The sequence below is a fragment of the Paenibacillus timonensis genome, assembly GCF_022427145.1.
GTDB classification, from domain to species: Bacteria; Bacillota; Bacilli; order Paenibacillales; family Paenibacillaceae; genus Fontibacillus; species Fontibacillus timonensis.
In genome coordinates this window covers 1-25,599 of sequence record NZ_JAKSXN010000068.1, presented here as the reverse complement: position 1 = coordinate 25,599, position 25,599 = coordinate 1, and the positions used below count along the sequence as shown (strand labels likewise).

The following is a 25,599-nucleotide window of genomic DNA, read 5'->3' as shown; positions in this document are numbered from 1 at the left end:
GATAATCCAGTTAATTTGCATTCCCCGGTATGGATTCACTCATATGGTGAAAATTTGCGGAGCGGGCCGTTTGAATCCGAAGAAGCGGAGCGTTCGCCTTTGTGAGCGGATTTCTACAACTTCTGAATGTAGTCCAACCCAAGAAATCCGCGAGCAACAGCGATCGTAGGATCAAACGAGTTCGCGCAGCACCATTTTCACCAGCGTCTCCATCTTATCCGCCAATACACCGATAGGGGTTACGTCCCCGTTCGGGAGGACGCAACCCCTGGTGTGGCAGTGACCATTTATTCGATCTCGAACAGCTTGCTGATCGACAGCTCCTCGTGCACGCGAATGATGGCTTCGCCCATCAGCGGGGCGACGGACAGCACCTTGAGCTTGCTCGTCGGATTCGGATGCGTGATCGGAATCGTATCGGTCACGATCACTTCCTTCAGCGGAGAGTTTTCCAGACGTTCCATCGCCGGACCGGACAGTACAGGGTGCGTACAGCAGGCGTACACCTCTTCGACCCCGCCTTCCTTCAGCGCGTTGGCGCCAAGGACAATCGTGCCGGCGGTATCGATGATGTCATCCACGAGAATCGCGGTTTTTCCTTCGATGTTCCCGATAATGTTCATGACTTCGCTGACGTTCGGCTCCGGACGGCGCTTGTCGATGATCGCCAGCGGCGCGTTCAGGAAATCGGCCAGTTTGCGGGCGCGTACCACCCCGCCGTGGTCAGGCGAGACGACAACCGGATTCGGGATGTGCTTGGAACGGAAATATTGGGCCAAAATCGGCACGCCCAGCATGTGATCCACAGGGATATCGAAGAAGCCCTGGATCTGCATGGCGTGAAGGTCCATCGTAATGACCCGGTGCGCGCCGGCTTTCTCGATCAGATTGGCGACCAACTTCGCCGTGATCGGATCGCGCGAGCGGGCCTTCCGGTCCTGGCGGGCATAACCGTAATACGGGATAACCACATTGATGCTCTTGGCCGAAGCTCTTTTCAAAGCATCCACCATCACGAGGAGTTCCATCAAGTTATCGTTGACGGGCGCGCAGGTCGATTGCACCACATAGACGTGGCAACCCCGGACGCTTTCGGACAGCTTGACCTGAATTTCGCCGTCGCTGAAGCTCGTCGTCTCCGAATCCCCCATCGGAATGCCGATGTAGTCGGCAATCTGATGAGCCAATTTAGGGTTGGAGTTACAGGTGAATATCTTTAATTTAGAATCGCAATAAGTCATAAAATTAAAACCCTCCGTGCTGTGTAGATAGCGATAGGGAGTCTAATGAATAACCCGCCTTCCCAGCTACCCCGTCTATTCAAATGGTCACTGCATTCTTGATTAAGATTCCTGCTGTCTTTGCTTCTTGGCTTTGGCCCGGGCACGAATCTTCTCGGCATAACCGGGTTTGTTCTCCTGCCGGGGTCTGGCGATGGCCAAGTCGTTCTCCGGAACCGAGTGCGTAATCGTCGATCCGGCAACCACGTAAGCACCTTTGCCTACCTTAACCGGAGCGATCAGGTTCACGTTGCTGCCAACAAAGGCATCGTCCTCGATCTCCGTAATGGACTTATTATAACCATCATAGTTCACCGTAATCGCGCCGCAGCCGATATTCACGTTCTTGCCGACTTTCGCGTCGCCGATGTAGCTAAGGTGCGACACTTTGGAGCCATCATCGAGCGTCGCGTTTTTGATTTCCACGAAGTCGCCGACCTTTACGTGCGCGCCGAGTTTCGTCCCCGGACGCAAATAAGCGAAAGGCCCTACCGTCGTTTCCCGGCCGACTTCTGCCCGGCTGAGCACCGACTGTTTCACCTTCGCGCCGTCTTGAATCATACTATCTTCAATTTCCGCGGCCGGCCCGATCACGCAATCTTCGCCGATCGCCGTCTTCCCGGACAATAAGGTTCCCGGATAAACCACGGTATCCGCACCGATCGTGACATCGGCTCCGATATACGTGGAAGCCGGATCAATCACCGTTACGCCGTTCAACATATGGTTCCGGACGATGCGTTCACGCATCACCGCTTCCGCTTCCGCTAGGGCCACCCGGTCATTGACGCCGATCGATTCCCGAACGTCCGCCACCACATAGCCTTCCACGATTTCGTTTGCCTGTACCAAAATGCCGATGACGTCGGTAAGATAATACTCCTGTTGAGCGTTGTTGTTGGTGACTTTCTCCAGCGCGGCAAATAATTTCGCATTATCAAAACAATAAGTGCCTGTGTTGATTTCCTGCACGGCGGCTTCTTCCGGCGAGCAGTCCTTCTGCTCGACGATCCGTTCAACCGTTCCGTTTGCGCCGCGGATCACCCGGCCATAACCGTAAGGCTGCTCCATCTTCGCCGTGAGAACGGTCGCCGCTGCTCCCTCTCGGTGATGAAGGTCAAAAAGCGCTTCCAGCGTCTCTGCCGTAACCAAAGGGGTATCGCCACAGATGACCAGTGTGACTCCTTCTTCTCCCGCCAATAATGGCCCGGCTTGCTTGACGGCATGTCCGGTTCCCAGCTGCTGCTCCTGCAACACGTACTCCGCCGATGAACCCAAATAAGACTTCACGGCTTCGGCTCCATGGCCCACCACGACGATGCTGCGTTCACAACCCGCTTCTTGAACCGCGTTCAACACATGCCCGACCATCGGTTTGCCGCAAACGGGATGAAGTACTTTGTAGAGCTTGGACTTCATCCGTTTCCCTTGACCCGCGGCAAGAACGATCGCTAATCTTTTCAAGGCCCCGGCCTCCTTCTCTTTTTGTAAAGAAGTAGATCTCTCTCATTAAAACTCATTACTGAATATATCTCATTTAGGGCAAAAAGAAAAGGGAGCCATGCACGCATGGCTCCCTTTTCCTCGAACCCCAATTGGTCAGGAAATCAAATAAATGCGACTTACGCCCCTTCTTCAATCGCTTCCTCTTGGTCGGCGGCACGCTCGTATTCAGCCAGGACTGCGGCTTGAATTTTCTCGCGGGTGCCGGAGGAAATCGGATGCGCGATGTCCCGGAACTCCCCGTCCGGCGTGCGCTTGCTAGGCATAGCTACGAACATCCCATTGTTCCCGTCGATGACGCGAATGTCATGAACAACAAATTCGTTATCGATGGTAATGGATGCGATTGCCTTCATTCTGCCCTCAGAGCTGACTCGGCGGAGTCTTACATCCGTAATTTGCATATGTGTTCACCACCTTTTTCCATCAGAGACTTGGTGTATTATTCCACATAGCAAACGGAAATCCTTTTTTTTTGATCAACAAAATGGCCTAAAATCACGATTTTTTTTGATAAAACGGGCTTTTCGACACGTTTCGTCGAGAATTCTTACAATGTGAGGAGATCTCGACAGGGTTCTTATTGTCCAAATTTCGAAAAATAATTCCCAGGTTCTACGGAGATCTCTTTTCCCTTCGCGTCAACCGCCCGAAGCGTCGCCAATGAAACGTAATCATGCAGCAGACGTTGCTCGCTGGCGACTTCGCCGGATTCCACCAGCACGCCGACGCCGGCAACCTCTGCATTAAATTCGGCCAACAGGTCAACCATGCCCTGAATCGTGCCCCCCGCCTTCATGAAGTCGTCGACGATCAAGACGCGGGAACGATCTTTAAGCGCCCGACGGGACAACGTCATCGTATGCAGGCTTTTATGGGATCCCGATACGTAATTGATACTGACGGCGGATCCTTCCGTGACCTGATGGTCGCGGCGGACCAGGACGACCGGCAGGTTGAGCTCGGCCCCGGTTGCGTAAGCGAGGGGAATCCCCTTCGTTTCCACGGTCATGATGCAGTCGATCTCCAAATCGCCGAACGCCGTCGCGAACAGCTTGCCCGCCTCATTCATGAGCGCCGGTTGTCCCAGGAGATCCGACATATACAAATAACCGCCCGGCAAAATACGGTCCGGCTGCGCCAGCTTCTCGCAGAGCTGCCGGATAAAAACGTTCGCTTGCTCCTGTCCGACCCGGGGAATGTACTTCACGCCGCCGGCCGCCCCGGCAAGCGTCAGCAATTCGCCCATGCCTTCGCCTTCAAACACTTCTTTAATGATGCCCAGATCCTCGCTGATCGACGACTTGGCGGCCCCGTACCGCTGCGCAAAGGTAGTCAATGGGATCAAATGGTGCGGTCTGGACAACAAGTAATGGGTCATCTCGACCAAACGAGCGCTTCTCTTTAATTTCTTCACGAAGTACCCCTCGCTAAATCCGAATATTTTAATGAAACTATAACATTTTTGTACGGATTTGTCCAAGCCTTGGTAATAAGCGAACGAGTACCGCAAATCCAATTCCCTTAGACCTCAAGTCAACAGCCGCACGGCGTAGACTTCCTTGCAAAACCCGCGCAGCCCGTTATAAATGCGCGACACTTTCGATTCCTTAGACACGAGGCCAAACACCGTTGGTCCGCTGCCGGACATCAATACGCCATCGGCCCCTAGACGCAGCATCGCCTCTTTCAAGTGCGCTACTTCCGGGTGAAGCTCCAGCGTCACCTGCTCCAGCACGTTGCCGAGCTCCCGGCATACATCCGTGAACGAGCGCCTCTCCAGCGCCTCCCGCATCCGGGCCGCCGACGGATGATCGGTAATCTGCCCGGCGTTCAAACGCCCGTATACCTCCGCCGTCGACACGTTGATGGGAGGCTTCGCCAGAACCACCCAACACTGCGGCGGACTCGCCAGCGGCGTCAGCACTTCGCCCCGCCCCGTTGCCAGCGCCGTACCGCCCGTCACGCAAAACGGCACGTCGGAGCCCAGCTCCGAACCCAGCTTCTTCAGCTCCTCATCGGGAATGCCCAGTTCCCATAGGCGGTTTAATCCCCGCAGCGTTGCCGCCGCGTCGCTGCTGCCCCCAGCTAGGCCGGCGGCGACCGGAATCTTCTTATCGAGGTGAATGTAAACCCCGCTCCGCACGTTGTATCGTTCCTTGATCAGCTTCGCCGCCTGAAACGCCAAATTCTTCTCGTCCAGCGGAATATATCCGGCCTGGCTCGAAATAATAATCGTATCCCGCGGGAGGGCGCTCATTTCCAGACGGTCGGCAAGATCCACCATGGTCATGATCATCTCGACCTCGTGGTAACCGTCCGGACGCTTATGCAACACGTCGAGCATTAAGTTGATTTTGGCCGGTGCTTTTTCGTAAATTTTCATGGCGCTCCCCCACCTTAGCAATTCCGTGGAATTCCTCATCCATCCGGTCTTTTGGCACATTCCCTTATTTTAAATAAACGTGGCCTCCACGTCTATGTACGAAAGACAAATTTTTCTCCCTCTATCTTACTTCATCCCGCGAAAAAAACGAAGCTCCCCGGATGGGAAGCTTCGCTGCGGCAGAGGTTATTGCTGTTTCGCTGCGGCCTTCTCGGCGAGCTCGATCGCCCGCTTGACCATATTGCCCGCATCTTTCGCTTTGATGCCGCCCCAGCCTTCCTGCTGGACGGTATCGTAAAATCCCAGATCCTTCGCCAACTCGACCTTCAAGTTCTCCGACATCACGCTGCGTCTTCTTCGCGACATGGTCAGTGCTCCTCCTTTGGGGTCAGGGATATAGGAACGATGCTTAGTATACGCCGGCTCCGTCCCGGGCATACGGTGGTAAGTCTGTCCACCTAAGGCGAACAACGCTTAGTTGCTGGCCGGAGGGAGACCCACCGATGCCGCGCGTTATTGCAGGCATGAAAAAAACGGCCTCACCCGCCGGGCGATAACCGTTTGCTTTTTGGTTCATGATGTTCACGGTTTAATATACGAAATCCGCATCCCATCGTTATCGTCGCAAATCATGACTTCGACGGACTCGGTCAGTATATCGGCATAACTGTAAGACACACGCTTAAAGGTTTGCTGCTCTTGATCCAGCTTCACAATGAAGACCGAAGGATAAGTCTCCTCCAATACTCCAGTGCGTTCGACGGTCTTCCGGCGACCTCCGTTTGCCCGGAGCATAATTTTCTGTCCTACGTGGGCGTCGAGACTATGCTTAATTTCCGACAGCGCATTTTTAGCCATTGCCTGTGACCACCTTCTTTCTTTGTCCATTATACAGGAAAGTCACAACCTTGTCAAATCAAAACAAATAATTATATCAGCACTAAAAATGTTGTGTCAACGATTATTTTTCGACATTTTTTCTCTTAACCCGATGGGAGTCCTAATAAAATAACCGGAAGGTCCTGGGGCATTCGCCTCAGTTCCTCCCGGCATGGACAAATCATAGGGATGGATTTTCGGTTCATCCTGAAAATTCACATGGACGGCACAACTTTCAACGTCGATAAATCCTTGAGTTTAGGCAGCCCGATCCGGTAGCTGCCGCGGGTCTCAATCCCTCCGACGCCTTGCGCTCCGCTGATCGTATGGTTCAGCACGTCGGTGATTTGGATCGTCTCGCGGATCGAGGTGAGCGACGCCTTAGCCGCAATGTACACCGGATCCAGCGCATGGATTAGCACCCTGCCGGGCGAGCTCGCAAAATTGGCCCCCGCCTGCAGCATCGCCTCAAAATGCGACTGGCAGGCGCCGGCCACGATCGTCAACGTATCGAAATTCCGCTCATATTGCCGGGCCGTTTGGATGGCCTCCACGAAATGCTTGGAATTTTTATAGCTGGATAAATTGTATAGATCGCCGGTGGGACGTGATTTTAACACACCGTCATGTCCGGTCAGCACGACGATATCCGGCTTGACCGAAGGCAACAGGCGGTACAATGCATGGGCCATTTGCGATTCCGTGACGAAATAGCCTTGAGCCGGTACGCGCAACTTCTCGTACAAGCTTAGGCTCTTTTGCAGATATCGTTCATCGCCGTCCAAATGCAGCACCTTGCCCGGCACCTCAAAATAAGCCGGTTCCCCTTGCACGTACAGCTCCCGCCCAACCGCCATCCGGTTGCGTTCCGCCAACTCCTTGCGGTCCTGGGTTAACCACTTCAGCGACTCCGTCGCCTTGATCCGCGCCCGCTGCGTCGTTTCTCCTGGGGAAGCCGGGTCTACCCTGACCAAGTCCGTCAAGGGCGCATCCGCCAGCAGCCGGAATTCCGTTCCTTTGATGATAGCTTCGTTCCGCTCAATCCGTTCGATCCGGAACGTGACGTCTCCACCGTATGATTTGCGGACGACCAAGTCTCCCAAATTCGTCAAGTCAATCACCTCTATCCCCATCGTATGGGCGACAAGAGGGAATGGTTACTCGCGGAGTTCCTTCACGCCGGCGTTTAGCAACGTATCGCTCAGCTTGGCGAACTCGTCCAGATTTAACGTCTCGGCCCGCCGGGAGGGCTGGATGCCGGCTTCCTCCAAAAGCTGCTCCAACCGCTCCCGCCCCTCCTTCGGGAAGAAGCGGCTTTTCAGATTGTTGGAAATGGTCTTCCTTCTTTGGGCAAAAGAGGCCTGTACCACCTCGAAGAAAAACGCCTCCTCCTTCACGGCTACGGCCGGCGTCTTCCGCACGGTCAGCCGGATCACCGCGGATTCCACATTCGGCTGCGGAATAAACACGCTGTGCGGCACCGTGCAGATCAGCTCCGGCACGCTATAGTATTGCACGGCGATGCTGAGGCTGCCGTAATCCTTCCCGCCAGGAGAGGCAGCCATGCGCTCGGCTACTTCCTTCTGGATCATGACGACGATATGCTCCAGCGGCAGCTTCTCCTCGAGGAGCTTCATGAGGATCGGCGTCGTCACGTAGTACGGCAAATTCGCCACGACGCTGACGCCGTTCACCCCGCCGAATTCAGCCGCAAACAAGGCCTGCAGGTCCAGCTTCAGCACGTCCCCGTGGACCACGCGTACGTGCGGGTACGGCTCCAGGACCTCCTCCAGGATCGGAAGCAGGCGTTGATCGATCTCGACCGCGGTTACCTTCCCGGCCTCCTGAGCCAGCTTCTCCGTCAATGCGCCGATGCCCGGCCCGATTTCCAGCGCGCCCTTGGTGCCGTCCAGTCCGGCCGCCGCAACGATTTTGCCGAGGATGTTCTGATCGATCAGAAAGTTCTGCCCCAAGCTTTTTTTGAACGAAAAACCGTGCCGCTGAATAATCTCCTTCGTCCGGCGCGGCGTCGATACGTCTTCCCTTATGCTCATGATCCCTAAACTCCTTTGCTTTCCAACTCGGCCAGCGCGGCCGCAAACTCCTCGCGGCTGATGCGGAACACCGATAACCGCTTGTACAATTGCTTCCCATTGCAATATCCGATCCCCAGCAGCTCGCCCAGCACTTTGCGACGCGCTGCGGCTTGCGGATGTACGATCAGCCCCGCGCTCATCAAGTCTTCCCAATCGATTGCGGCTTCTACTCCCGGCGCTTCGCTGCGTACCCGGGACAACGCCATGCGGATCGCCTCCGGGGAGGCGTTCTCCACGCCGATGTCTCCCCGCTTCGTAGCCTCTGCCTCGGGCAAAAAAGCGTGCTTGCAGCCCGGCACCCGGGCCGCCACGATTTTGCGAATCCGCTCCCCGGCATGGTCCGGATCGGTAAAGATAATGACCCCTCGGCGCTCCTGGGCCAAAGCGATCTTCTTCAGCGTGGTTTCGCCGATGGCCGATCCGCCGGTCTCAATCGTGTCGGCCTCCACGGCACGCTTGATGGCCACGGTGTCATCCCGGCCCTCCACCACGATGACCTCTTTGATCATGGTATCCATTCTTCCCTTCGTCCTCATAAGAATAACAAAAAGAAGAGGATAACATCCTCTTCTAATCCACTGTCTTATTCATCATCCTAATACTATCTCATTCCCTCCGCGTTGTAAAACGGAGAGAACGGGTTAGTTCAATTCCGGCTTCGTCGGGCCGATGACGTATACGGTACGGCCCTTCTTGCGGCCGAAACTCTTCGCATCCTTCAGGGTATCGAAATACACGTCCATCTTATGCCCATCGATGGCTCCGCCGGTATCCTCCGCCTTGCGGAAGCCGATCCCCTCGATGTAGACCCACCAACCGAGCGGGACGACGTCTTTATCAACGGCGATCGTTCTGCCTTCGGTCACGCGGGTACCGGAGGCCGTACGGGTGCCAATCCCGTCTTCTTCCGCCGAATAGGCGGTCAACGTGACGTTTTTCAATATCTTTTTATATTCAAAAGAGACGCCGCCTTTGGTCGTCAACCCGCTAATGTTCACCGCGTTTGCGGTACGGTTGATGCTGGCCGACAGAACGGCGGTAGGCTTCTTCGTGCCGACGGCGACAACCTTCGGCTGGGCCTTCTTGGAGACCTCTTTGCCGAGCCAGCGCTTCGTCACGAACTTTCCGTCCTCGTAGGTTTTCTCAATGTTGTGAATGACCAGACCGGAGCTGCCTTGCTGAACGACCTTCGTCGTGCCTTTCAGCAAATTGGCGTCCGACGTTTTGACCACGCTGAAAGGCACGGTCTCCTTCGTCTGCACCGTTTGTTTGCTCACCCGAACAACCTTCACGTCCAGGTTCGCGGTAACTTTGTTGTCCAATGCCGGGGTGACCTTGTCGTCTTGGTCCAAAGCAACGCCGAGCTCGGACAATACGCCTTCTACTTTCTTTTGTGTCGTAAAATGGACTTTGCTCGTGCCGTCCACGGACACATTGACCGGCATTGCGCGTACAATGACAATGCGGTCACCGTTCTTCAGCGTGCTGTCCAGCGGAAGCGATACGGAATCCTTCGCGCTGAGTTTGATCGATTGCTCCTCCAACAAATGGGCTACGCTGGATTTGCTCGTCTCCACCGATTGGACGTTGCCGTCCACGATCAGGGACACTTCTTTATGTGCCTGGCCAAACAGCCAGATTAGGATGATGATGATTACCGCGATGGTCAGAACGCCGACGAGCGCAATCTGACGTAAATTCTCATGCTTCCATCGCATTGCGTAAGACATGCTGGATGAGCGTGATTCATGGGTCTCCTCTTTGCGGAAAATGCCCATTTCTTCCGTCCTCCTTCATAGTCCCGCCGTCTAGGTCGATGCATGATAACGATTGACGCGACTACAGTTACTTTTTACAAAACGCGCAGCGGTTAAGTTCAAATTCAGTCAAAAAGTCAGGTTTTCAGCACCGAGAAGGTTGGATGAAGCTAGGGACTGAGTAGCGCAGCGTAGTTTAGGCTACGTGAGCAACGGAAGGCCCGGCTGAATCCAAGATTCGATGTCGAATCAACTTCTTGACCTGCTTCGTGATCAAAAGATGACTTTTTGACCACCTTAACGCGTTTTGCATCCTGATCCAGTCTCTCTTGCCTATCGTCACCTCCTGTTTACCAACAGTATGATGACCCTATTACTTTTATTCAAAACAAAAGAAGCCTAAAGAAAGAGTTAGAGGAACTCCTTCGTGGCTTCTTGAATGTCTTGGTGTAATAGCTGCACGAGTGACCTCTCTTATACGCTTACGAGGTTAGCTGTCGGGTTAGGACGAAAGAGAGCCGCCCTTTCTCAGTTCATTCGCTCATGGCGCAATGACCTCGAATTCACCCCAAAGACCCTGGAAAAGAAATCAAATACTGACGCGAGTGGCGTACGCCAACCGCTGCCCGTATTGGTTCCCCCGTTCTCCGGCGAGGAGATTCAGCGAGACTGGTTCATGGAACCAAGCATCGTTTGGTTCAATTTGTCCACTCAGAACGAACCAAATCGATACTGAAAAAATTCTATCCTGTTTCGATGCAGGTTGTAAAGGACGAATCAACCACGTTTTTTTAAAAAAATGGTTAAAAAAATGTAATGATCTCGTTTTTATGGGTTAAAAAGCATTAATCTTTCCGAAATCCTCATTTTTTCGTCCAGTTTGCTCTCAAATCCTCGAGATTCCAAATCGTTCCAATGCATTTCGGGTGGTAATTTCGGCGATTTCCTCGAAAGTAACCCCTTTAAGCTCGGCTGCCATTTCCGCCACCAAGCGGACATGCGCAGACTCGTTTCGTTTCCCACGATATGGGTGCGGCGTTAAATAAGGGGAATCCGTTTCGATCAGCAATCGGTCCATCGGCGTCTTCGCCAATACCTCTTTGGGCGTTTTTGCATTTTTAAACGTGATGGGTCCTCCAAACGACAAATGAAATCCCAAATCCAGACACATTTTGGCAATTTCCCAACTGCCAGAGAAGGAGTGCATGACACCCCCTACCTCGTTGGCTTTCTCCTCTCGGAGAATGCGCACCACGTCCTCGTGAGCATCGCGATTATGGATGGAAATCGGCATTCCCAGGCTGCGGGCCAGTCCGATTTGTTTGCGAAAGACTTCGTGCTGGACGTCTTTGGGGGACGTGTCCCAATAATAATCAAGACCGATTTCCCCGATGGCCACGACCTTCTCGTGCTTGCACAATTCAGCGATCCAGTCCAAATCGCCTTCCTGCATCGTAATCGCATCCTGCGGGTGCCAGCCGACGGCGGCATAAATGAAGTCGTACGTCTCCGCCAACTTCATGGTGGACGGGATCGTCTCGCGGTTAAATCCGATGTTGATCATCCGCGTAACCCCTTGTTCCACGGCGCGCGCAATCACTTCCTCGCGGTCCTCGTCAAATTGGGGAGCATCCAAATGTGTATGCGTATCAAATAACATAACGAATCGTCATCCTCCTAGTTCCGTTGCTCGAAAATGCGGGCTACCGCCTGGGGCAGCCGGTCCATTACAGCACACAATTTATTATCCGGATAGTACAAATGCGTTTTGCCCCGATGCAAGCCGCTGATCGAGCGCACGATATCCGAGACCTCGGAAATTTCCAGCAGCCGCTCCTGCCGGTCCAACAGTAAAATCTGCTTCTGGCGGACCCCCTCGTCCGGACGGAACACATCATACGGCAGATCCGTCGGAAAATCAATTTCCATGTCGTATTCCGGACTCAATCCGACTCGTGCAAAGGCCTCCCGAATCTCCTCCAGCATTTCCAGCTCCGGTGTGTCCAGTTCTACATATTTATACAATTTGCGATTCAAAAACCGGGAGCATAAATCGCTCAGCAGCTCATCATTTTCCTTCGTCCATTGCATGAATGCGGTTTGCATCAACGCCTCATCCAGCTGCAAATAATCGGCTACGCCGATGTTACCCCGAAATAGATCGGGTAGCGGATGCGGCAGGAAGCCGAAGGGATGGCCGTTCCGGTACAATTCCTTGGCCCGGCGCAGGATTTGACGGAGAATGATCTCTGAGCTGCGCGTCACCGGATGGAAATAGACCTGCCAATACATTTGGTACCGCGACATCAAATAGTCTTCCACCGCGTGCATGCCGGATTCCTTAACAACCACCCGTCCCTGATAAGGGCGGAGCATCCGGATAATCCGGTCCATATCAATCGTCCCATAGTTGACGCCGGTAAAATACGCATCCCGCAGCAAGTAATCCATTCGATCCGCATCGAGGGGGCTCGAGACCAGATTGACTACGATCGGATTCTCGTAATCCTTGCGGATCACCGCGGCCACCTTGTCCGGAAAATCCGCGGATACCTCGCGCATGACGGCGCCAACCTCGGTGTCGCCCAACAGGATTTTGCAGGTCCAATCCTCGTGATGCATCTGAAACGCTTCTTCTATAGAATGGGAAAACGGACCGTGCCCCAGATCGTGCAGCAACGCCGCGCACAACGCCACCAATTTATCCCCTTGGGGCCAATCGGCGTACCCGCTCCGTTCGAACTGCGAAATAATCCGGCGCGTAATCTCATAAACGCCAAGCGAATGCGAGAATCGGCTATGCTCGGCTCCATGAAACGTCAAATAAGACGTGCCGAGTTGACGGATCCGGCGAAGGCGCTGAAACTCCGGCGTATTAATGAGCGACCAGATCACTTCATCCTGCACATGAATATAATTATGTACGGGATCTTTGAACACTTTTTCTTCGCGAAGCCGACGATGCATAGATCAACACTCCTTTTCCATAAATTCGGTGATAAAAGCTGAAATCTGACTGAAGACGACGGGTTATATCGAATATTGTCGACATATGTCAAACTAACGTTTTCCAAAATGTCGAATCATAGAATATCGTTAACTTGCTAGACCTAGTAACGGTTTTTGGAGTTATACATCCCGATAATTTAGAAATAATATTGAACTATACCATAAATAGGTTGACTAATCTGGCAATGGTTGGTATTATAAAAATCATAAAAGATAGAATCATGTCGAATAATGACAATTCCAATTTATAGCGAGAGGGGCAATCATCAATATGATGAAATCCACAGGTATCGTAAGAAAAGTAGACGAATTGGGCCGTGTCGTAATTCCGATCGAATTGCGCCGCACTCTGGGGATCGGAGAAAAAGATGCGCTCGAAATTTATGTAGACGGTGAACGGATCATGCTTAAGAAATATGAGCCTGCATGCATCTTCTGCGGCAATGCCGAGAACGTGACTTACTTCAAAGGCAAAATTGTTTGCCATGAATGCATTACTGAGCTTCCTACCCCTGTGACAAATTAAGAATTATAGTATATAATAGATTTACTGAAACTGTTAATTCTAACCTTTTTCATATCTCCTTGGCGCCTTCCTAGGCTTGAACCCGGCCTAGCGAAGGCCCCTTTTTTTCGGTATATGGTTATTATTGTATGATTTCGGAAAAGAATGGGGATCTAGATCAGTTGATTATAGATCTCTCGTTTCGCTACGCCCCGATCCGCGGCTGCTTTTTTCATCGCATCCTTCCGCGTCATCCCTCCTTCCGTCTCGTAATGCCGGACATGCTCCTCGACCGTCAGCGTTTGCCACCACGCATCGCGTTTCTCCTTCACTTGGTCCGGGTGTGCTCCTTCCACGACGAGGCAATATTCGCCAAGCGGCGGATGCTCCTGCAGCCAGACCAGGCAATCCTGGATCGTCCCCCGGGCCATTTCCTCGTAACGTTTCGTCAATTCCCTCGCCAACACGATCCGCCGATCTCCCCAAACCTCAAGCAGGGATTCCACCGTTTTGATTAGCCGATGCGGCGATTCGTACATCAGCATCGTCTCCTCCTGATCCTCCAACGACTTCAGTAACCGCTCCCGCTCCTTATGATCCCTTGGCAAAAAGCCAAGAAACGTGAACCGTTCCGTCGGCAGTCCGGAAACGATCAACGCCGATAAGGCCGCGTTGGCTCCCGGCACCGGGATAACCGAAATCCCCGCCGCCAACGCAAGTTTTACGAGGTCGCTCCCGGGGTCGGAAATGGCCGGAAGACCGGCATCGCTGACGAGCGCCAAATTTTTTCCTTCTATTATAAAGCGTATCAGTTCTGGGCCGCTGGCGGCCTTATTATGCTCATGATAGCTAAGCAATTTTCCCGGGGAAATGTCGAAATGCGTTAACAGCTTTCGCGTCTGTCGCGTATCCTCCGCCGCGATGATATCCGCCTCTTGCAATGTACGGATGGCCCGGTAGGTCATATCCTCCAGATTGCCGATCGGCGTGCCTACGAGAAACAACTTTCCGCTGCCCGCTTGGGACGTTTCGCCCGCTGGCGATTCAAAGCTCTTTTGTATTTGAACGTTCATGCTCTACCCTCTTTTGGCCCGTAATAGATATTCATGATTTCTTCGCAGTATTCCCCGTTTTCATTATAAACGATCAATGGCGGCAATACCCGCACGTCCGGCTTCCCGTCCCGCAGCGCCTCGATCAATACCATATTGGCTTCCGCGCCGGCCCTGGGGTGGACGAAGCGAATCACTTTCGGCTCCAACCGATACTGTCGAAGCACCGTCAAGATTTCGCCCAGTCGCTGCGGCTTGTGGACCATCGACACCTTGCCGCCAGGCCGTACCAACCGCATTGCGGCAACGGCCACCTCCTCCAAACTGCAGTGGATCTCGTGCCGGGCGATCGCCTGATGGGCATTCAGCTTCACCTCGCCTGTCGTCACCGGCATATACGGCGGATTCACCGTGATGGCATCGTAAACCCCATGGCCCGTCACCTTTACCAGTTCGCGCAAGTCGCCTTCGCGGATTTGGATCCGATGCGACAGCCCGTTCATTTCCACGCTGCGGCGGGCCATATCTGCGAGCCGCGGCTGAATCTCGATCCCTTCGATTTCCGCCTCCGTCCGCGTTGAGAGCAGCAGCGGAATCACCCCGTTGCCGGTGCATAAATCGAGGATCTTGCCGTACTTCGGCACCGGGGCGAACCGGGCTAACAAGACGGCATCCATCGAGAAGCTAAACACTTCATCGCTTTGAATGATATGCAAATCATGCGTCAGCAGGTCGTCTACGCGTTCCTGCTCATTCATCGGTACTTGATTCATGAATCTTGAACTCCATCCTTTTTTAGCTCAAATTTAAAAAAAACCGCAGGGACGCCCCCACGGTTCATTATTTATTCAGAAACGACAAGCAGAACAGGCAATCGCCTTCAGTGCGAAGATGCCCGTAATAAACATTGCAAATATGAAAGCCCTCATGGTAAAGACGCGCCAGGTTATCGTAGCCTTCGCCCACGACATCCATCGCTTCTTTGCCGGCCAGAACCGGACTGTCGGTTCTTTCCGCCACCGGTAAGGGCAATGGCCCCTCCGCGCTTTCTCGCTTTAATATTTTGCGCAGCTGTTCATTTTCGAGGCGAAGCCGCTGGTTCTCTTCCACCAGCTTCTTAACCTCCAGCTTGAGGCTGCCCAAATCGCCGTGTACTTTTCCCATTTGCGTTTCCAGCGCCTGCATACTTGTGAAAATGTCCTTGTTCTCCAAGTTCCCACCCCAGAGTCATCTCTAAAATCTATCTCGAATAAGATCTTCTTATTTCAGGACGACATCGTCCAGCGGAAGTTCCTTCACTTTCCCGATTTCGAACAGCTGTACATGCACGGTACGGGTGCCGGCGTTGAGCCCGACGACCTTGCCGTCCCCCAGCGAAGTGACGACGATTTTGCCTACGGATGGAAGCTCTTCTTTGGTGCTTTCGTAGTTATCATGCTCAAACTTCAGGCAACACATCAAACGGCCGCATAATCCGGAGATTTTCGTTGGATTGAGCGACAAGCTCTGATCCTTGGCCATCTTGATGGATACCGGCTCAAAGTCGCCTAGCCAGGAGGAACAGCAGAGCACGCGTCCGCAAGGACCGATGCCGCCAAGCATCTTGGCTTCGTCTCGCACGCCGATCTGTCTCAGCTCGATGCGGGTCCGGAAGATGCTGGCCAAATCCTTGACCAATTCGCGGAAATCCACGCGGCCCTCCGCCGTGAAGTAAAAAATGATTTTGTTGCGGTCAAAGGTAAATTCGACGTCAACCAGCTTCATTTTCAAATCATGATCTTTGATTTTATTTAAACATGTGGCAAAAGCATTCTTTGCCGCAAACTTGTTCTCTTCGACAACACGGGCGTCGGCTTCGTCGGCGATCCGAATGACCTTCTTCAGCGGAAGGACGACATCGGATTCTCCAACCTTCTTCTTGCCGACCACCACTTTCCCATATTCGATCCCTCGCGCGGTCTCGACAATCACGCTCTGGTCCTTCTCCACGGGGAGCTCCAGCGGATCGAAATAATAGATTTTGCCCGCTTTCTTAAAGCGAACGCCCACTACAGTATACAAAAACTAACCCCCTCGTATAGCTCTAAAAAACTGGTGAACCGCTTTCCATCAAAGCGCGCGTTCAAAAGAAACTACTATAACCCTGCTCTTTCAGGGGAGAAAGTTTCATGCGAAAGTACAACCTTACTGTCTTGTCCTTGCTGCAAGTCCTATCGCTGTCCATCCACGGCGATCAAAAACTGCTCTACGCAGAGGCTGGCATTCATATGCTGACGCAGCTTCTTCTTACTCTCCGCGGCCAGCGCCATGGCGTCAATCCATTGTTCGGCGCTGCGGCTGGCGGCATGCTGATTGATAAACGTAAGCTCATCTATGAAAACGATTTGATCATGTTTATGATAGAGCGCATGGATCATATCTTTGAACCACAAATGGAAAAGGCTGAACAACATGTCCAAATGATCGGTCAAGCCGGATTTGAACAACGTTTGCTGCGCCGTAATTAAAGGAGAACCGCCACGGCCTGCGATTTCCTTACCTAATTGTAACACTACGTTTCTAATTTCTGCAAACCAATTCTGCTGGATTAAATCGCGGCACGGACCCAGTCCTGCCGCTAGATGAACGGCGCTTCGGGCCAAGATTGACGGAAATCCCTCGTTCGCCAATATTTGGAGCATCGTCTCCGGATTTACCGGTGAAAAAGGCACCCACTGTGCCCGCGACTGAATCGTCGGGAGCAAGGCTCGTCCATTGTCCGACAGCAGGATCGCTACGGCCGGGGATGGCGGTTCTTCCAGGAACTTTAGCAGGCTGTTCGCCGCTTGTACCGTCATTTTTTCGGATTCGTCAATAATGTAGGCCTTGGGATTCCCGCTCTCCGAACGATAGGAGAAGATCCGCTGAAGATCGCGGATTTGTTCGATTTTGATGGTCGCCCCATCAGGCTTGATCGTAAACAAATCGGGATGATTGCCATGCAGCACCTTGCGGCACTCCAGACATTCCCCGCAGGCGTCGTCTCCGCCCCGGGTGCAGAACAACGCCTGGACGAAGGCCATGGCCATTTCCATCTGCCCGCTTCCAGGCGGTCCGCTAAAGATATAGGCATGGGAGATTTCCCGGCGTCTCAGACTGCTTTGCAGCAGCTGTTTGGCCGTATCCTGCCCGATGATTTCTTGAAATGACATCGCGTTTGCCCTCGTCCTTTCAATGCTAGAAACACAGATTGATCAGCATGCCGCGGATTTCGCCGATCCTTTGCAGCAGCTCGATTTTCCCCTGCTCCGTCTCCAGCAGCTCGTCAGCCATCGCCAGAAGTGCGGCATCCACTTCATCCAACAGCTTGTAGCGTTTGCCGCGGCCGCGGCGGTCCCATCCTTTCGCATCTTTGATGGTGACGCCCCGCCGAACCGTATCCTCCAGAAAACGCTTGACCATCATCCGGTATGCCTTCAGCTCCCGAACGGTCATGGACCGGGCAAGCCGGTCCCCTTGCATTTGAATCTCCTTGAATCTCCGGTTCAGCTCTTCTTGGGTTGCCTGCTGGCCATGCTGCTGCATCACGTCGGAGAAGCTTTTGGATTGCACCGGCTTGGCAGGGTTATCGCTAACCCCCAAACCGCTTTTGAGCGGCCGGTATCCCGGATCAATTTTCAAAGCGTTCACCGCCTATGGTTGATTAGATAGTTGAAGAATACAGATTCCTCTAAAGATGAAGATTAAAAGCCGACTTTTCAGTACCGAGAAGGTTGGACGAAACTTGGGACTGAGTAGCGCAGCGTAGACAGATCTACGTGAGCAACGGAAGGCCCGGTTGAGTTCAAGATTCGATGTCGAACCCTCTTCCTGAGAGTTACCTCGTGATCAAAAGCTGACTTTTTAATTTCCTAATTCCATACAGATCAAAAAAGTTAGGTTTCCAGCACCGAGAAGGTTGGATGAAGCAGGGATTGAGTAGCGCAGCGTAGGCAAACCTACGTGAGCAACGGAAAGCCCGGCTGAATTCAAGATTCGACGTCGAGTTCGCTTCATTGATACGCTTCGTGGTGGGAAGATCACTTTTTTGAAAACTCTAAAGATGAAGATTAAAAAGCCGGCTTTTCAGCACCGAGAAGGTTGGACGAAACTAGGGACTGAGTAGCGCAGCGTAGACAGATCTACGTGAGCAACGGAAGGCCCGGTTGAGTTCAAGATTCGATGTCGAACCCTCTTCCCGAGACACCTCGTGATCAAAAGCTGACTTTTTAGTAACCACTATATTTAGAAGTGTTCGAAACGGTCTACTGGGAGGACAAACACCGTCGCCCCACCCACCTGCACTTCCACGGGCAACGGCAAATACGAATCGGTTGTACCGCTCATCGGCGTGACCGGGGTAACCAACTGCTCCCGCACCTTGCAACTGTTGCGGATGACATTCAATACGGAATCCACCTGATGGTCGTCTACACCGATCATAAACGTCGTGTTCCCCGCCCGAAGAAACCCTCCGGTACTCGCCAGCTTGGTAGCCCGGTAGTTTTCCTTCACGAGCGCGCTGGATAGCCGGTTGCTGTCTTTATCCTGGATAATCGCAACAATCAGTTTCATATGCAGTACCTCCTTGTTTTATAAAAAATGTACCATACTAACCTATTTGACGGCTAGGCCATGAATTCCTTTATTGCCGCGGAAAGATGCCCGCGGATCTCCGCGGCGACCTCTTCTTTGCTACGCGAAGCATCGATCGTTTTGATCCGCTCCGGATACATCCCGGAGATGATTCCATAGCCTTCCCGGACTTTCTGGTGAAATTGCAGGCTCTCCAGGTCCAAACGGTTCACTTCCCGCCCCGCTCCGGCGGCGATTCGAGCCAATCCGGCTTCCGGTTCAATATCGAGGTAAAAGGTGAGATCCGGAAACCGTCCCTTGGTGGCAAAAAGGTTGATCTCCAGCACTTCATCGATACCCAACCCACGTGCGTACCCCTGATAGGCCAGGCTGCTATCCACAAACCGGTCGCAGAGAACGGTGACTCCGCGCTCCAGGGAGGGCTCTACCTTCTCCGCCAAATGTTGCCGCCGGGAGGCAGCGTACAACAACGCCTCGGTTCGCGCATCCATCGCCGTGTGCTGCGGATTCAAAATAATCTCGCGGATTTTCTCGGCAATTTCAATGCCGCCAGGTTCCCGCGTCGAAATAAACGGCACGCCGTGTTCCTCTAATGCCAGCTCCAATTCTCGCATGACGGTCGTTTTGCCGGAGCCATCCCCCCCTTCGAGCGTAATGAATAATCCTTTGGCTTGATGATTCATCTGGTTCGTTCCCTGCTTTCTTCTCGAAAAATCATGTACAAGTATATGCTCGGCTTTACCTTTTCTTGACTTGAATCGTTTGCAGCCGCGGGTCGGCCGGACCCTGGCACTTGGCTCCGGAATCCCGCAGCATCCTCAGCCGCTCCTTCACCGTCTCGGTGATGGTTTCCCCAGGGTAGAGCAGTGGAATGCCGGGAGGATACGGGATGATCATTTCCGCCGCTTGCCGGCCGAGGCTTTCTTCGATAGTAACCACCTCGATCTCCGCCGGAAGCAGAGGTGCAAGGCCAAACGGGACAGGCTCGGACACTTCCGACCAACGGTCCTCATCGTCTGTAATGTTCCACGTGGAAAGTTCCCCGCTCTCTACCGTATGGGGACCGAAGCCGGCACTCGCCGTGCTTCCCGGCAGATCGGTTTCGGTGATCCGCTCCAGCGCTTGAAGCAACCGTTCAGCATCCGCTTGCGTTGTCCCCGGGCCAAGCGCAAGAACGACATAGCGATCATCGCTCATCTCCGGCACACAACCCTCGGCTTCGAGCCGCTCCTGCAGTTCATACCCGGTGAGGGCTGCGGTTGCATCGATTATGACAAGTTTCAAAGGATCTTGGATAGTATATGCAGAAGCCCCTCCGCTGGCGCCCGGCGGTGCAACGACGCCGAAGCGCGGCAGATCGGCCAGGCCGCGCCGCAGATGCGCGGCCGCGGCGAGCCCGCCCTCGAAGAAGGCGGGGCCCCCGCTCCCCAGCAGGCTTCGGCTCAGATCGAGCGAAGCCATGATGGGGTAGGACGGGCTGGAGCTCTGCAGCATCGCCAGCCGCTGACGCAGCAGCGCGCGGTCGAGCAGCCCGCCCTGCACGTGCAGCATCGCGCCCATCGTGAGCGCGGTCAGCATCTTATGCGTCGACTGCACGACGCCATCGGCTCCCGCGGCCAACGCGCTCTCCGGCAGCGCCGGGTGCTGGCCGAAATGGGCGCCGTGCGCCTCGTCGACGAGCAGCGGCACCCCGTGCGCGTGGCACAGCTCGGCCAGCGGCCGCAACGGCGCGCCCATCCCGTAGTAGCTCGGGTGCGTAAGCAGCAGCCCTTTCGCGCCGGGATACCGGCGCAGGGCTTCCCGCACCGCGGCTTCGCTCGGGATGGTTGCCAGCCCGCTGCCGGCATCCAGCTGCGGCGCCAAGAACACCGCGTGCGCGCCCGCCAGCATCAATCCGTGAATGACGGATTTATGCACGTTCCGCTGCACGAGCAGCACATCTCCTGGAGCGGTGCACACGCTCAGGATCAATCCCAGGTTGCCGGCCGTGCTGCCGCCAACCAGAAAAAACGTCTCCTCCGCCCCAAACTGGGCGGCGGCCAAACACTGCGCCTCGCGGATGACGCCCTCGGGATGATGGAGATCATCCGTTCCGGTGATTTCCGTAACGTCGATTTCCATTACGCGCGCCAACTCTTCCAACGCACTCGTACGGTCATCACCGCGTAAAGCCTGTCCATTTTTATGCCCCGGCACATGAAAGGAAACGTCCCTTTTCTCCCGGTATCGCATTAAGGCCTCATATAAAGGGGCCCCTAGCTTTCGTTCCTCTGCCATTTCTATGCTTAATCCTTCCGACTCTGGTTTTCCGTAGGGTTCAAGGTTTATCGCTATTGCATCCTTCGCTCCATTTTACCGCTATTCCGCCCGGTAGGGCAATATAAAAGGACCCGCTCCCGATATGAACAGGTCCCTTTAACCGGCGATGTTATGCATTTTTTTGCACCCAGATCTGCTTCATTTGATGAATGAAGAAATGGTATTTCTCCTCCTGCACGTCGGTGTGCACCATCTCCGCTTCGCAAGCGTCGCAGATAAATTCCGATACGATATGAATGCCCTCGGTTTTTGGCTCCCCGCAAATAATGCAAGTTCTGACGCCCAGCTCATCCATGCCCGATCCCACCTTGTCTTTTTTACTATCAGTATGACACAGATTCTACTATTTTAAACCTTTTCATAGTCCGCTTCCTACTTTATCTTATGCCGCCGGCCTGAACGCGGTGTTTGTACGCGACGTCTTAAATATTCTTTGTTTTATCCGATATAGTAAGAAGAGCTTGCCTGCTTTTTTTCGCGTGAGCCGAAGTGAATTGGAGGAGGATCGAACGCTTGATGTCCGCCGAAACCGAAACGAATGCGACGTTTTACCATTATACGCTGCTCAAAAAGAAGGTTTTGCCGAAGTCGCTCATCCACAGCTTAGCCATACTCCCTGTCATCTGGCTGGCCGCAGAGATGGTTTTTATATCCTGGACCAGCATCTTTTTCTTCCTGCTGGCCATTCCGGTCATTTTGTGGATCCAATACGTGATTTCCCGCTCCGTGCTGATGATCGTCAGCCACTCCTATCGCAAGCGCTGGAGATTTTCCCGTCAAATGCCGTGGATCGGTTATATGCCTGATCAATACATCGCTTACCCTGTATATCGGCGAGTTCACTTTCATTCGGCCTGGATCGGTTGTTGCGTAATCGGCATTTTGATCCCCTGGTCGCCGGTTTCCTTTGTGCTTTCTTTGTTTTTCTGGCACCTCTGGCTGATGATTCCACGCTTTATCGTGCTGGCCACCTTACGGGGACAACGCAAAGACGGAATGATCAAAATCACCGGCCTTGAAATCGCCTATTACATGCAATGACCAAAAAGCCTGCTCCCTGCAGCTATTGCAGAGTTCAGGCTTTTTGCTTGTTTGCTCGCTCAAGTACCGGCTTGTCCGGTAACGGGCGTTTGCCTTCTTATCCGAAGTCCTTGCGTCAAGGACTGCTTTCCAAACCTTGAATGACCGTTTTTTCTTCCTTTTTGGGGACCAAAACCGTAAAAGAGTCATCGTGGAGCGTCAACTGCACGATTTGCTTCCCTTTTTCATACACTCGGGTGGTGCCGGTGCTTTCCTCCGTTTTCTCCTTCCATCCCCACTCCTCGATCACCTTCTGATAAGCCTCGGGGATTTCGCTGCTCTCTTTGAGTCCGGTTAACTTATAATGCACATAGTCCATCTTAGAGTTATTAAGAGCCGTTTCCGTTTGATTGGCCTCTTTGGGGACGGGAAAATTCTTCTCGACCGTTGCTCCCACAAAATCCGTCCACGAAGGCTCGGAAGATGCACAGCCTGCGATGACTACCATCATCATCATCAAGACTCCCCACATGAAGCATAAGGATATTCTTATCCCTCTTCGCCGCATGATCCATTCCTCCTTACCCTGCCTATATACTGAAAAAACTTCCATGTTGTCATTCTGATATAGATTCCGGATAGGCTAAATGCCCTAGATGCTAACATACCACTCTAATTATAACGGGTGTCGTATCCATGTCGGTAACAAAACGGTTACATTCCATTTGGTAGAAACTGAAAATAACTCAGTGATTTTCTGAAAATCAATAAAATTTATGTCAGTTTTAAGTTATCTTATATTACATAAAAAATGTCTTAATGAATTTTTATTAATGAGAGCAATCGCGAGGAAAACAGCCATCCCCCTCAAAAACCCTTCATGTATGCGTTTTATCAAGGCGGCATCCACATTGTCACTATATCTAACATGAAACTATGATAGTTCACATAAAACTTTCATTTCGCAGGGGAGAGGGGATTGCATATGAACCGATATCGACCACTATTGAAAAAAGCAAGCGGTTTTCTGCTGGCCTCCGTACTCGTCTCCGGGTTATGGACCGGTCCGATTCCGCAAGCCCAAGCCGCATCAACGGCTGCAGCCCCATCGCTTGTCACCGGCGATCAATTCCGTCAGTCGATGAAACAAGCCGCTGCCGAGGCCGGAGGCTCCTTTACGATGCCGGAGATCTCCAGTAATCGCGTGCTCCGCAGCCAAGTCGCCGTCTTGCTTCAACAGTGGCTGGGGCTGGAGAAAACATCCGAGCCCTTCCGCGACGTTCCAGATCAGTCGGCTTACGCCGGAGCCGTTGGGGCCGTCGTTAAAGCCGGACTCATGAAAGGGTATTCCGATACCTCATTCCTGCCCGCGGAACCGCTCACGGCGGATGACCTGGAACGTCTTTATGACCGTGTTCTCGGTTATTTGAAGCCCTTTGTGCTCCCAGAGGCCACGATATCCGAATTACAGCTGGCGATGGAACAAGGCAAACTGACTTCCAAGCAGTTAGTCCAGATGTATCTCGACCGCATCGCCAAATACGATGATCAAGGAATCTCTCTGAAGGCCGTCTTAACGATCAATCCAGAGGCGCTGCATATTGCCGAAGCGTTAGATCAAGAGCGGGCCGACAAGGGCTCGAGAGGTCCGCTGCACGGGATCCCGATACTGGTGAAGGATAACTTCGATACCTCCGACATGCCTACCACGGCTGGTTGCCTTTGTCTGCAAGACTCCGTGCCCGATCAGGATGCCGATCAAATCGCTAAGCTCAAAGAAGCCGGTGCCATCATTCTAGGCAAAACGAATCTGCACGAGTTTGCCTTTGGCATTACGACCTCCAGCTCGTTGGGCGGTGAAACGAGAAACCCGTACGCTCCGGACCATTATCCCGGCGGCTCCAGCGGCGGTACTGGAGCGGCCATTGCCGCCAACTTCGCCGTTGCCGGACTCGGTACGGACACCGGTGGTTCCATCCGCATTCCGTCCAGCTTCAACAGCCTGGTCGGTATCCGGCCGACGATCGGCTTATCCAGCCGGGATGGCATTATCCCGCTCGCCCTAACCCAGGACGTTGGCGGTCCGATCGCCCGTACGGTCGAAGATGCGGCGATTCTGCTGGATGCTACGGCTGGCTATGATCCGGATGATGTCGCAACCGCCTATAGCGTTGGCCGTATCCCGGATAGCTATACCCGTTTCCTTGATCCAAGCGGATTAAAAGGCGCACGCATCGGCGTAGCGACAGAGCTTTTCCCAGAAGGCAACGACCAAGAGAAGGCGGTCTCCGGCGTGGTTTCAAACGCCGTCCATGAGCTAGAAAGCCTTGGTGCGACGGTTGTTAATATTAAGATTCCCCATCTGGCGGAGATCAACAAGTATCCCAGCCTAAGCGGTTACGAGTTTAAGTTTCAACTGAACGATTATCTGAAAGAACTAGGCGAGGACGCCCCTTACCATAGCCTCGCTGAAATCATCGCCTCGGGAGAGTATGATAAAACGCAAGAACAATCCATGAAAGCACGTGAAGCCCGAGAATCCTTGGATACCCAGGAGTATAAGGATATCGTGCTAAAGCGCACCAGTTTGACCCGTGAATCTCTCTTGAAGGTGATGGCGGACAACAACCTCGATGCCATTGTCTACCCGACAAGCACCCAACCGCCGGCGTTAATTGGCGAGAGCCAATCATCCGGAAACAACAATCGTCTGAGTCCGTTTTCCGGATTTCCGGCCATCACGGTACCGGCAGGATTTACGCCTGACGGTCTGCCGGTTGGGATCGAGTTCCTGGGCCGTGCTTTCGACGAGGGCACGTTGATTAAATTCGCCTATAGCTTTGAACAAGGCACCCATCACCGCCATGCCCCTAGATTGACGCCATAATCCTTCTTTATAGAGCACTGCCGGATTAACGGTAGTGCTTTTTTCTTTACGTTTTAGAACACAGGTATCTTGAAAACAATTCCTGCAAAAATACAGTTTTTTGAGCGCATGCCTGCCGATTTATCAAAATGCCTGCAAAAACGGCTAGGCCCCCTAAATCCGGAGTCCTGCCCTACAATGCTTTTGTAGACTTAGCTTTGTATATTATCTCGCGTGTTTACATCGATTTATGGAACTTTGAGGTATCATCTAGCGTCTTGACCCATAACGAAAATCTCATCGGTGCCATACA

The 25,599-nt window shown here is 53.2% G+C and carries 27 protein-coding genes and 1 riboswitch; of the genes, 3 read left to right on the top strand and 24 right to left on the bottom strand.

What is annotated here, in order from left to right; genetic code table 11:
* Positions 1-287: 287 nt before the first annotated feature.
* The 13 genes from MJ257_RS21115 to MJ257_RS21055 form a co-directional block, all read right to left on the bottom strand.
* Positions 288-1,241, bottom strand: a complete 954-nt coding sequence (locus tag MJ257_RS21115) for a ribose-phosphate diphosphokinase (RefSeq protein WP_036618130.1) — start codon at positions 1,239-1,241, stop codon at positions 288-290.
* Between the two features lie 102 nt (positions 1,242-1,343).
* Positions 1,344-2,744, bottom strand: coding sequence for a bifunctional UDP-N-acetylglucosamine diphosphorylase/glucosamine-1-phosphate N-acetyltransferase GlmU (glmU, locus tag MJ257_RS21110; protein ID WP_270406906.1), 1,401 nt, complete (start codon positions 2,742-2,744; stop codon positions 1,344-1,346).
* A gap of 158 nt (positions 2,745-2,902) precedes the next feature.
* On the bottom strand, positions 2,903-3,187 hold the full coding sequence (spoVG, locus tag MJ257_RS21105) for a septation regulator SpoVG (RefSeq protein ID WP_036618134.1): 285 nt from the start codon (positions 3,185-3,187) through the stop codon (positions 2,903-2,905).
* A gap of 176 nt (positions 3,188-3,363) precedes the next feature.
* The gene (gene purR / locus MJ257_RS21100) at positions 3,364-4,200 is read right to left on the bottom strand and encodes a pur operon repressor (protein ID WP_240271098.1); all 837 of its coding nucleotides are present in this window, start codon (positions 4,198-4,200) and stop codon (positions 3,364-3,366) included.
* Between the two features lie 114 nt (positions 4,201-4,314).
* Complete coding sequence (gene ispE, locus MJ257_RS21095; RefSeq protein ID WP_240271097.1) at positions 4,315-5,169, bottom strand: 4-(cytidine 5'-diphospho)-2-C-methyl-D-erythritol kinase; 855 nt, start codon at positions 5,167-5,169, stop codon at positions 4,315-4,317.
* 186 nt (positions 5,170-5,355) lie between these two features.
* Positions 5,356-5,535, bottom strand: a complete 180-nt coding sequence (locus tag MJ257_RS21090) for a small, acid-soluble spore protein, alpha/beta type (RefSeq protein ID WP_016314706.1) — start codon at positions 5,533-5,535, stop codon at positions 5,356-5,358.
* A gap of 216 nt (positions 5,536-5,751) precedes the next feature.
* Positions 5,752-6,027 (bottom strand): biofilm formation stimulator Veg, encoded by a 276-nt coding sequence (veg, locus tag MJ257_RS21085; protein WP_059040406.1) that lies wholly within the window; start codon positions 6,025-6,027, stop codon positions 5,752-5,754.
* Positions 6,028-6,263: 236 nt separating this feature from the next.
* Positions 6,264-7,181: a sporulation peptidase YabG gene (gene yabG, locus MJ257_RS21080; protein WP_178020570.1), complete on the bottom strand. Its 918-nt coding sequence runs from the start codon at positions 7,179-7,181 to the stop codon at positions 6,264-6,266.
* A 24-nt stretch (positions 7,182-7,205) separates the two neighbouring features.
* Positions 7,206-8,102 carry a 16S rRNA (adenine(1518)-N(6)/adenine(1519)-N(6))-dimethyltransferase RsmA gene (gene rsmA / locus MJ257_RS21075; protein ID WP_240271096.1) on the bottom strand — a complete coding sequence of 299 codons (897 nt, stop codon included), beginning with the start codon at positions 8,100-8,102 and terminating at the stop codon, positions 7,206-7,208.
* Between the two features lie 5 nt (positions 8,103-8,107).
* Entirely contained in the window at positions 8,108-8,653 is a 546-nt protein-coding gene (gene rnmV / locus MJ257_RS21070; RefSeq protein WP_240271099.1) for a ribonuclease M5, read from the bottom strand.
* Between the two features lie 132 nt (positions 8,654-8,785).
* A complete protein-coding gene (locus tag MJ257_RS21065; RefSeq protein ID WP_178020574.1) occupies positions 8,786-9,922 on the bottom strand; it encodes a resuscitation-promoting factor in 1,137 nt (378 codons plus the stop codon).
* Between the two features lie 443 nt (positions 9,923-10,365).
* Positions 10,366-10,577, bottom strand: a riboswitch (cyclic di-AMP (ydaO/yuaA leader).
* A gap of 210 nt (positions 10,578-10,787) precedes the next feature.
* Positions 10,788-11,561, bottom strand: a complete 774-nt coding sequence (locus MJ257_RS21060; protein WP_178020577.1) for a TatD family hydrolase — start codon at positions 11,559-11,561, stop codon at positions 10,788-10,790.
* A gap of 17 nt (positions 11,562-11,578) precedes the next feature.
* Positions 11,579-12,868 carry an HD domain-containing protein gene (locus MJ257_RS21055; RefSeq protein ID WP_240271095.1) on the bottom strand — a complete coding sequence of 430 codons (1,290 nt, stop codon included), beginning with the start codon at positions 12,866-12,868 and terminating at the stop codon, positions 11,579-11,581.
* A 313-nt stretch (positions 12,869-13,181) separates the two neighbouring features.
* Between MJ257_RS21055 and MJ257_RS21050 the strand changes: the two genes are divergently transcribed.
* Complete coding sequence (locus MJ257_RS21050) at positions 13,182-13,436, top strand: AbrB/MazE/SpoVT family DNA-binding domain-containing protein (protein WP_009226360.1); 255 nt, start codon at positions 13,182-13,184, stop codon at positions 13,434-13,436.
* A gap of 152 nt (positions 13,437-13,588) precedes the next feature.
* On the opposite strand, the gene rsmI is transcribed toward MJ257_RS21050, so the two are convergent.
* The 10 genes from rsmI to MJ257_RS21000 form a co-directional block, all read right to left on the bottom strand.
* Entirely contained in the window at positions 13,589-14,488 is a 900-nt protein-coding gene (gene rsmI, locus MJ257_RS21045; RefSeq protein ID WP_240271094.1) for a 16S rRNA (cytidine(1402)-2'-O)-methyltransferase, read from the bottom strand.
* Positions 14,485-15,240, bottom strand: coding sequence for a tRNA1(Val) (adenine(37)-N6)-methyltransferase (locus MJ257_RS21040; protein ID WP_240271093.1), 756 nt, complete (start codon positions 15,238-15,240; stop codon positions 14,485-14,487). Before MJ257_RS21040 ends, rsmI begins: the two co-directional genes overlap by 4 nt.
* Positions 15,241-15,307: 67 nt before the next feature.
* Positions 15,308-15,679 (bottom strand): DNA replication initiation control protein YabA, encoded by a 372-nt coding sequence (yabA, locus tag MJ257_RS21035; RefSeq protein WP_178020585.1) that lies wholly within the window; start codon positions 15,677-15,679, stop codon positions 15,308-15,310.
* Between the two features lie 48 nt (positions 15,680-15,727).
* Positions 15,728-16,528, bottom strand: a complete 801-nt coding sequence (locus MJ257_RS21030; protein WP_178020587.1) for a PSP1 domain-containing protein — start codon at positions 16,526-16,528, stop codon at positions 15,728-15,730.
* A gap of 149 nt (positions 16,529-16,677) precedes the next feature.
* Entirely contained in the window at positions 16,678-17,658 is a 981-nt protein-coding gene (gene holB, locus MJ257_RS21025) for a DNA polymerase III subunit delta' (protein WP_178020588.1), read from the bottom strand.
* 25 nt (positions 17,659-17,683) lie between these two features.
* The gene (locus MJ257_RS21020) at positions 17,684-18,127 is read right to left on the bottom strand and encodes a YaaR family protein (RefSeq protein ID WP_178020590.1); all 444 of its coding nucleotides are present in this window, start codon (positions 18,125-18,127) and stop codon (positions 17,684-17,686) included.
* Between the two features lie 603 nt (positions 18,128-18,730).
* A complete protein-coding gene (gene darA / locus MJ257_RS21015; protein ID WP_178020592.1) occupies positions 18,731-19,060 on the bottom strand; it encodes a cyclic di-AMP receptor DarA in 330 nt (109 codons plus the stop codon).
* Positions 19,061-19,113: 53 nt separating this feature from the next.
* On the bottom strand, positions 19,114-19,764 hold the full coding sequence (tmk, locus tag MJ257_RS21010; RefSeq protein ID WP_240271092.1) for a dTMP kinase: 651 nt from the start codon (positions 19,762-19,764) through the stop codon (positions 19,114-19,116).
* Positions 19,765-19,819: 55 nt separating this feature from the next.
* Positions 19,820-21,358 carry an aminotransferase class I/II-fold pyridoxal phosphate-dependent enzyme gene (locus MJ257_RS21005; protein ID WP_240271091.1) on the bottom strand — a complete coding sequence of 513 codons (1,539 nt, stop codon included), beginning with the start codon at positions 21,356-21,358 and terminating at the stop codon, positions 19,820-19,822.
* Between the two features lie 151 nt (positions 21,359-21,509).
* Entirely contained in the window at positions 21,510-21,695 is a 186-nt protein-coding gene (locus MJ257_RS21000) for a sigma factor G inhibitor Gin (protein WP_059040428.1), read from the bottom strand.
* 221 nt (positions 21,696-21,916) lie between these two features.
* Here MJ257_RS21000 and MJ257_RS20995 point away from each other — a divergent pair, with 221 nt between their 5' ends.
* A complete protein-coding gene (locus tag MJ257_RS20995; protein WP_240271090.1) occupies positions 21,917-22,441 on the top strand; it encodes a hypothetical protein in 525 nt (174 codons plus the stop codon).
* Positions 22,442-22,556: 115 nt separating this feature from the next.
* Here the strand turns inward: MJ257_RS20995 and MJ257_RS20990 are convergent, their stop codons facing one another.
* A complete protein-coding gene (locus MJ257_RS20990) occupies positions 22,557-22,934 on the bottom strand; it encodes a hypothetical protein (RefSeq protein ID WP_240271089.1) in 378 nt (125 codons plus the stop codon).
* A 471-nt stretch (positions 22,935-23,405) separates the two neighbouring features.
* Between MJ257_RS20990 and MJ257_RS20985 the strand changes: the two genes are divergently transcribed.
* On the top strand, positions 23,406-25,307 hold the full coding sequence (locus MJ257_RS20985) for an amidase family protein (RefSeq protein ID WP_240271088.1): 1,902 nt from the start codon (positions 23,406-23,408) through the stop codon (positions 25,305-25,307).
* Positions 25,308-25,599: the final 292 nt, after the last annotated feature.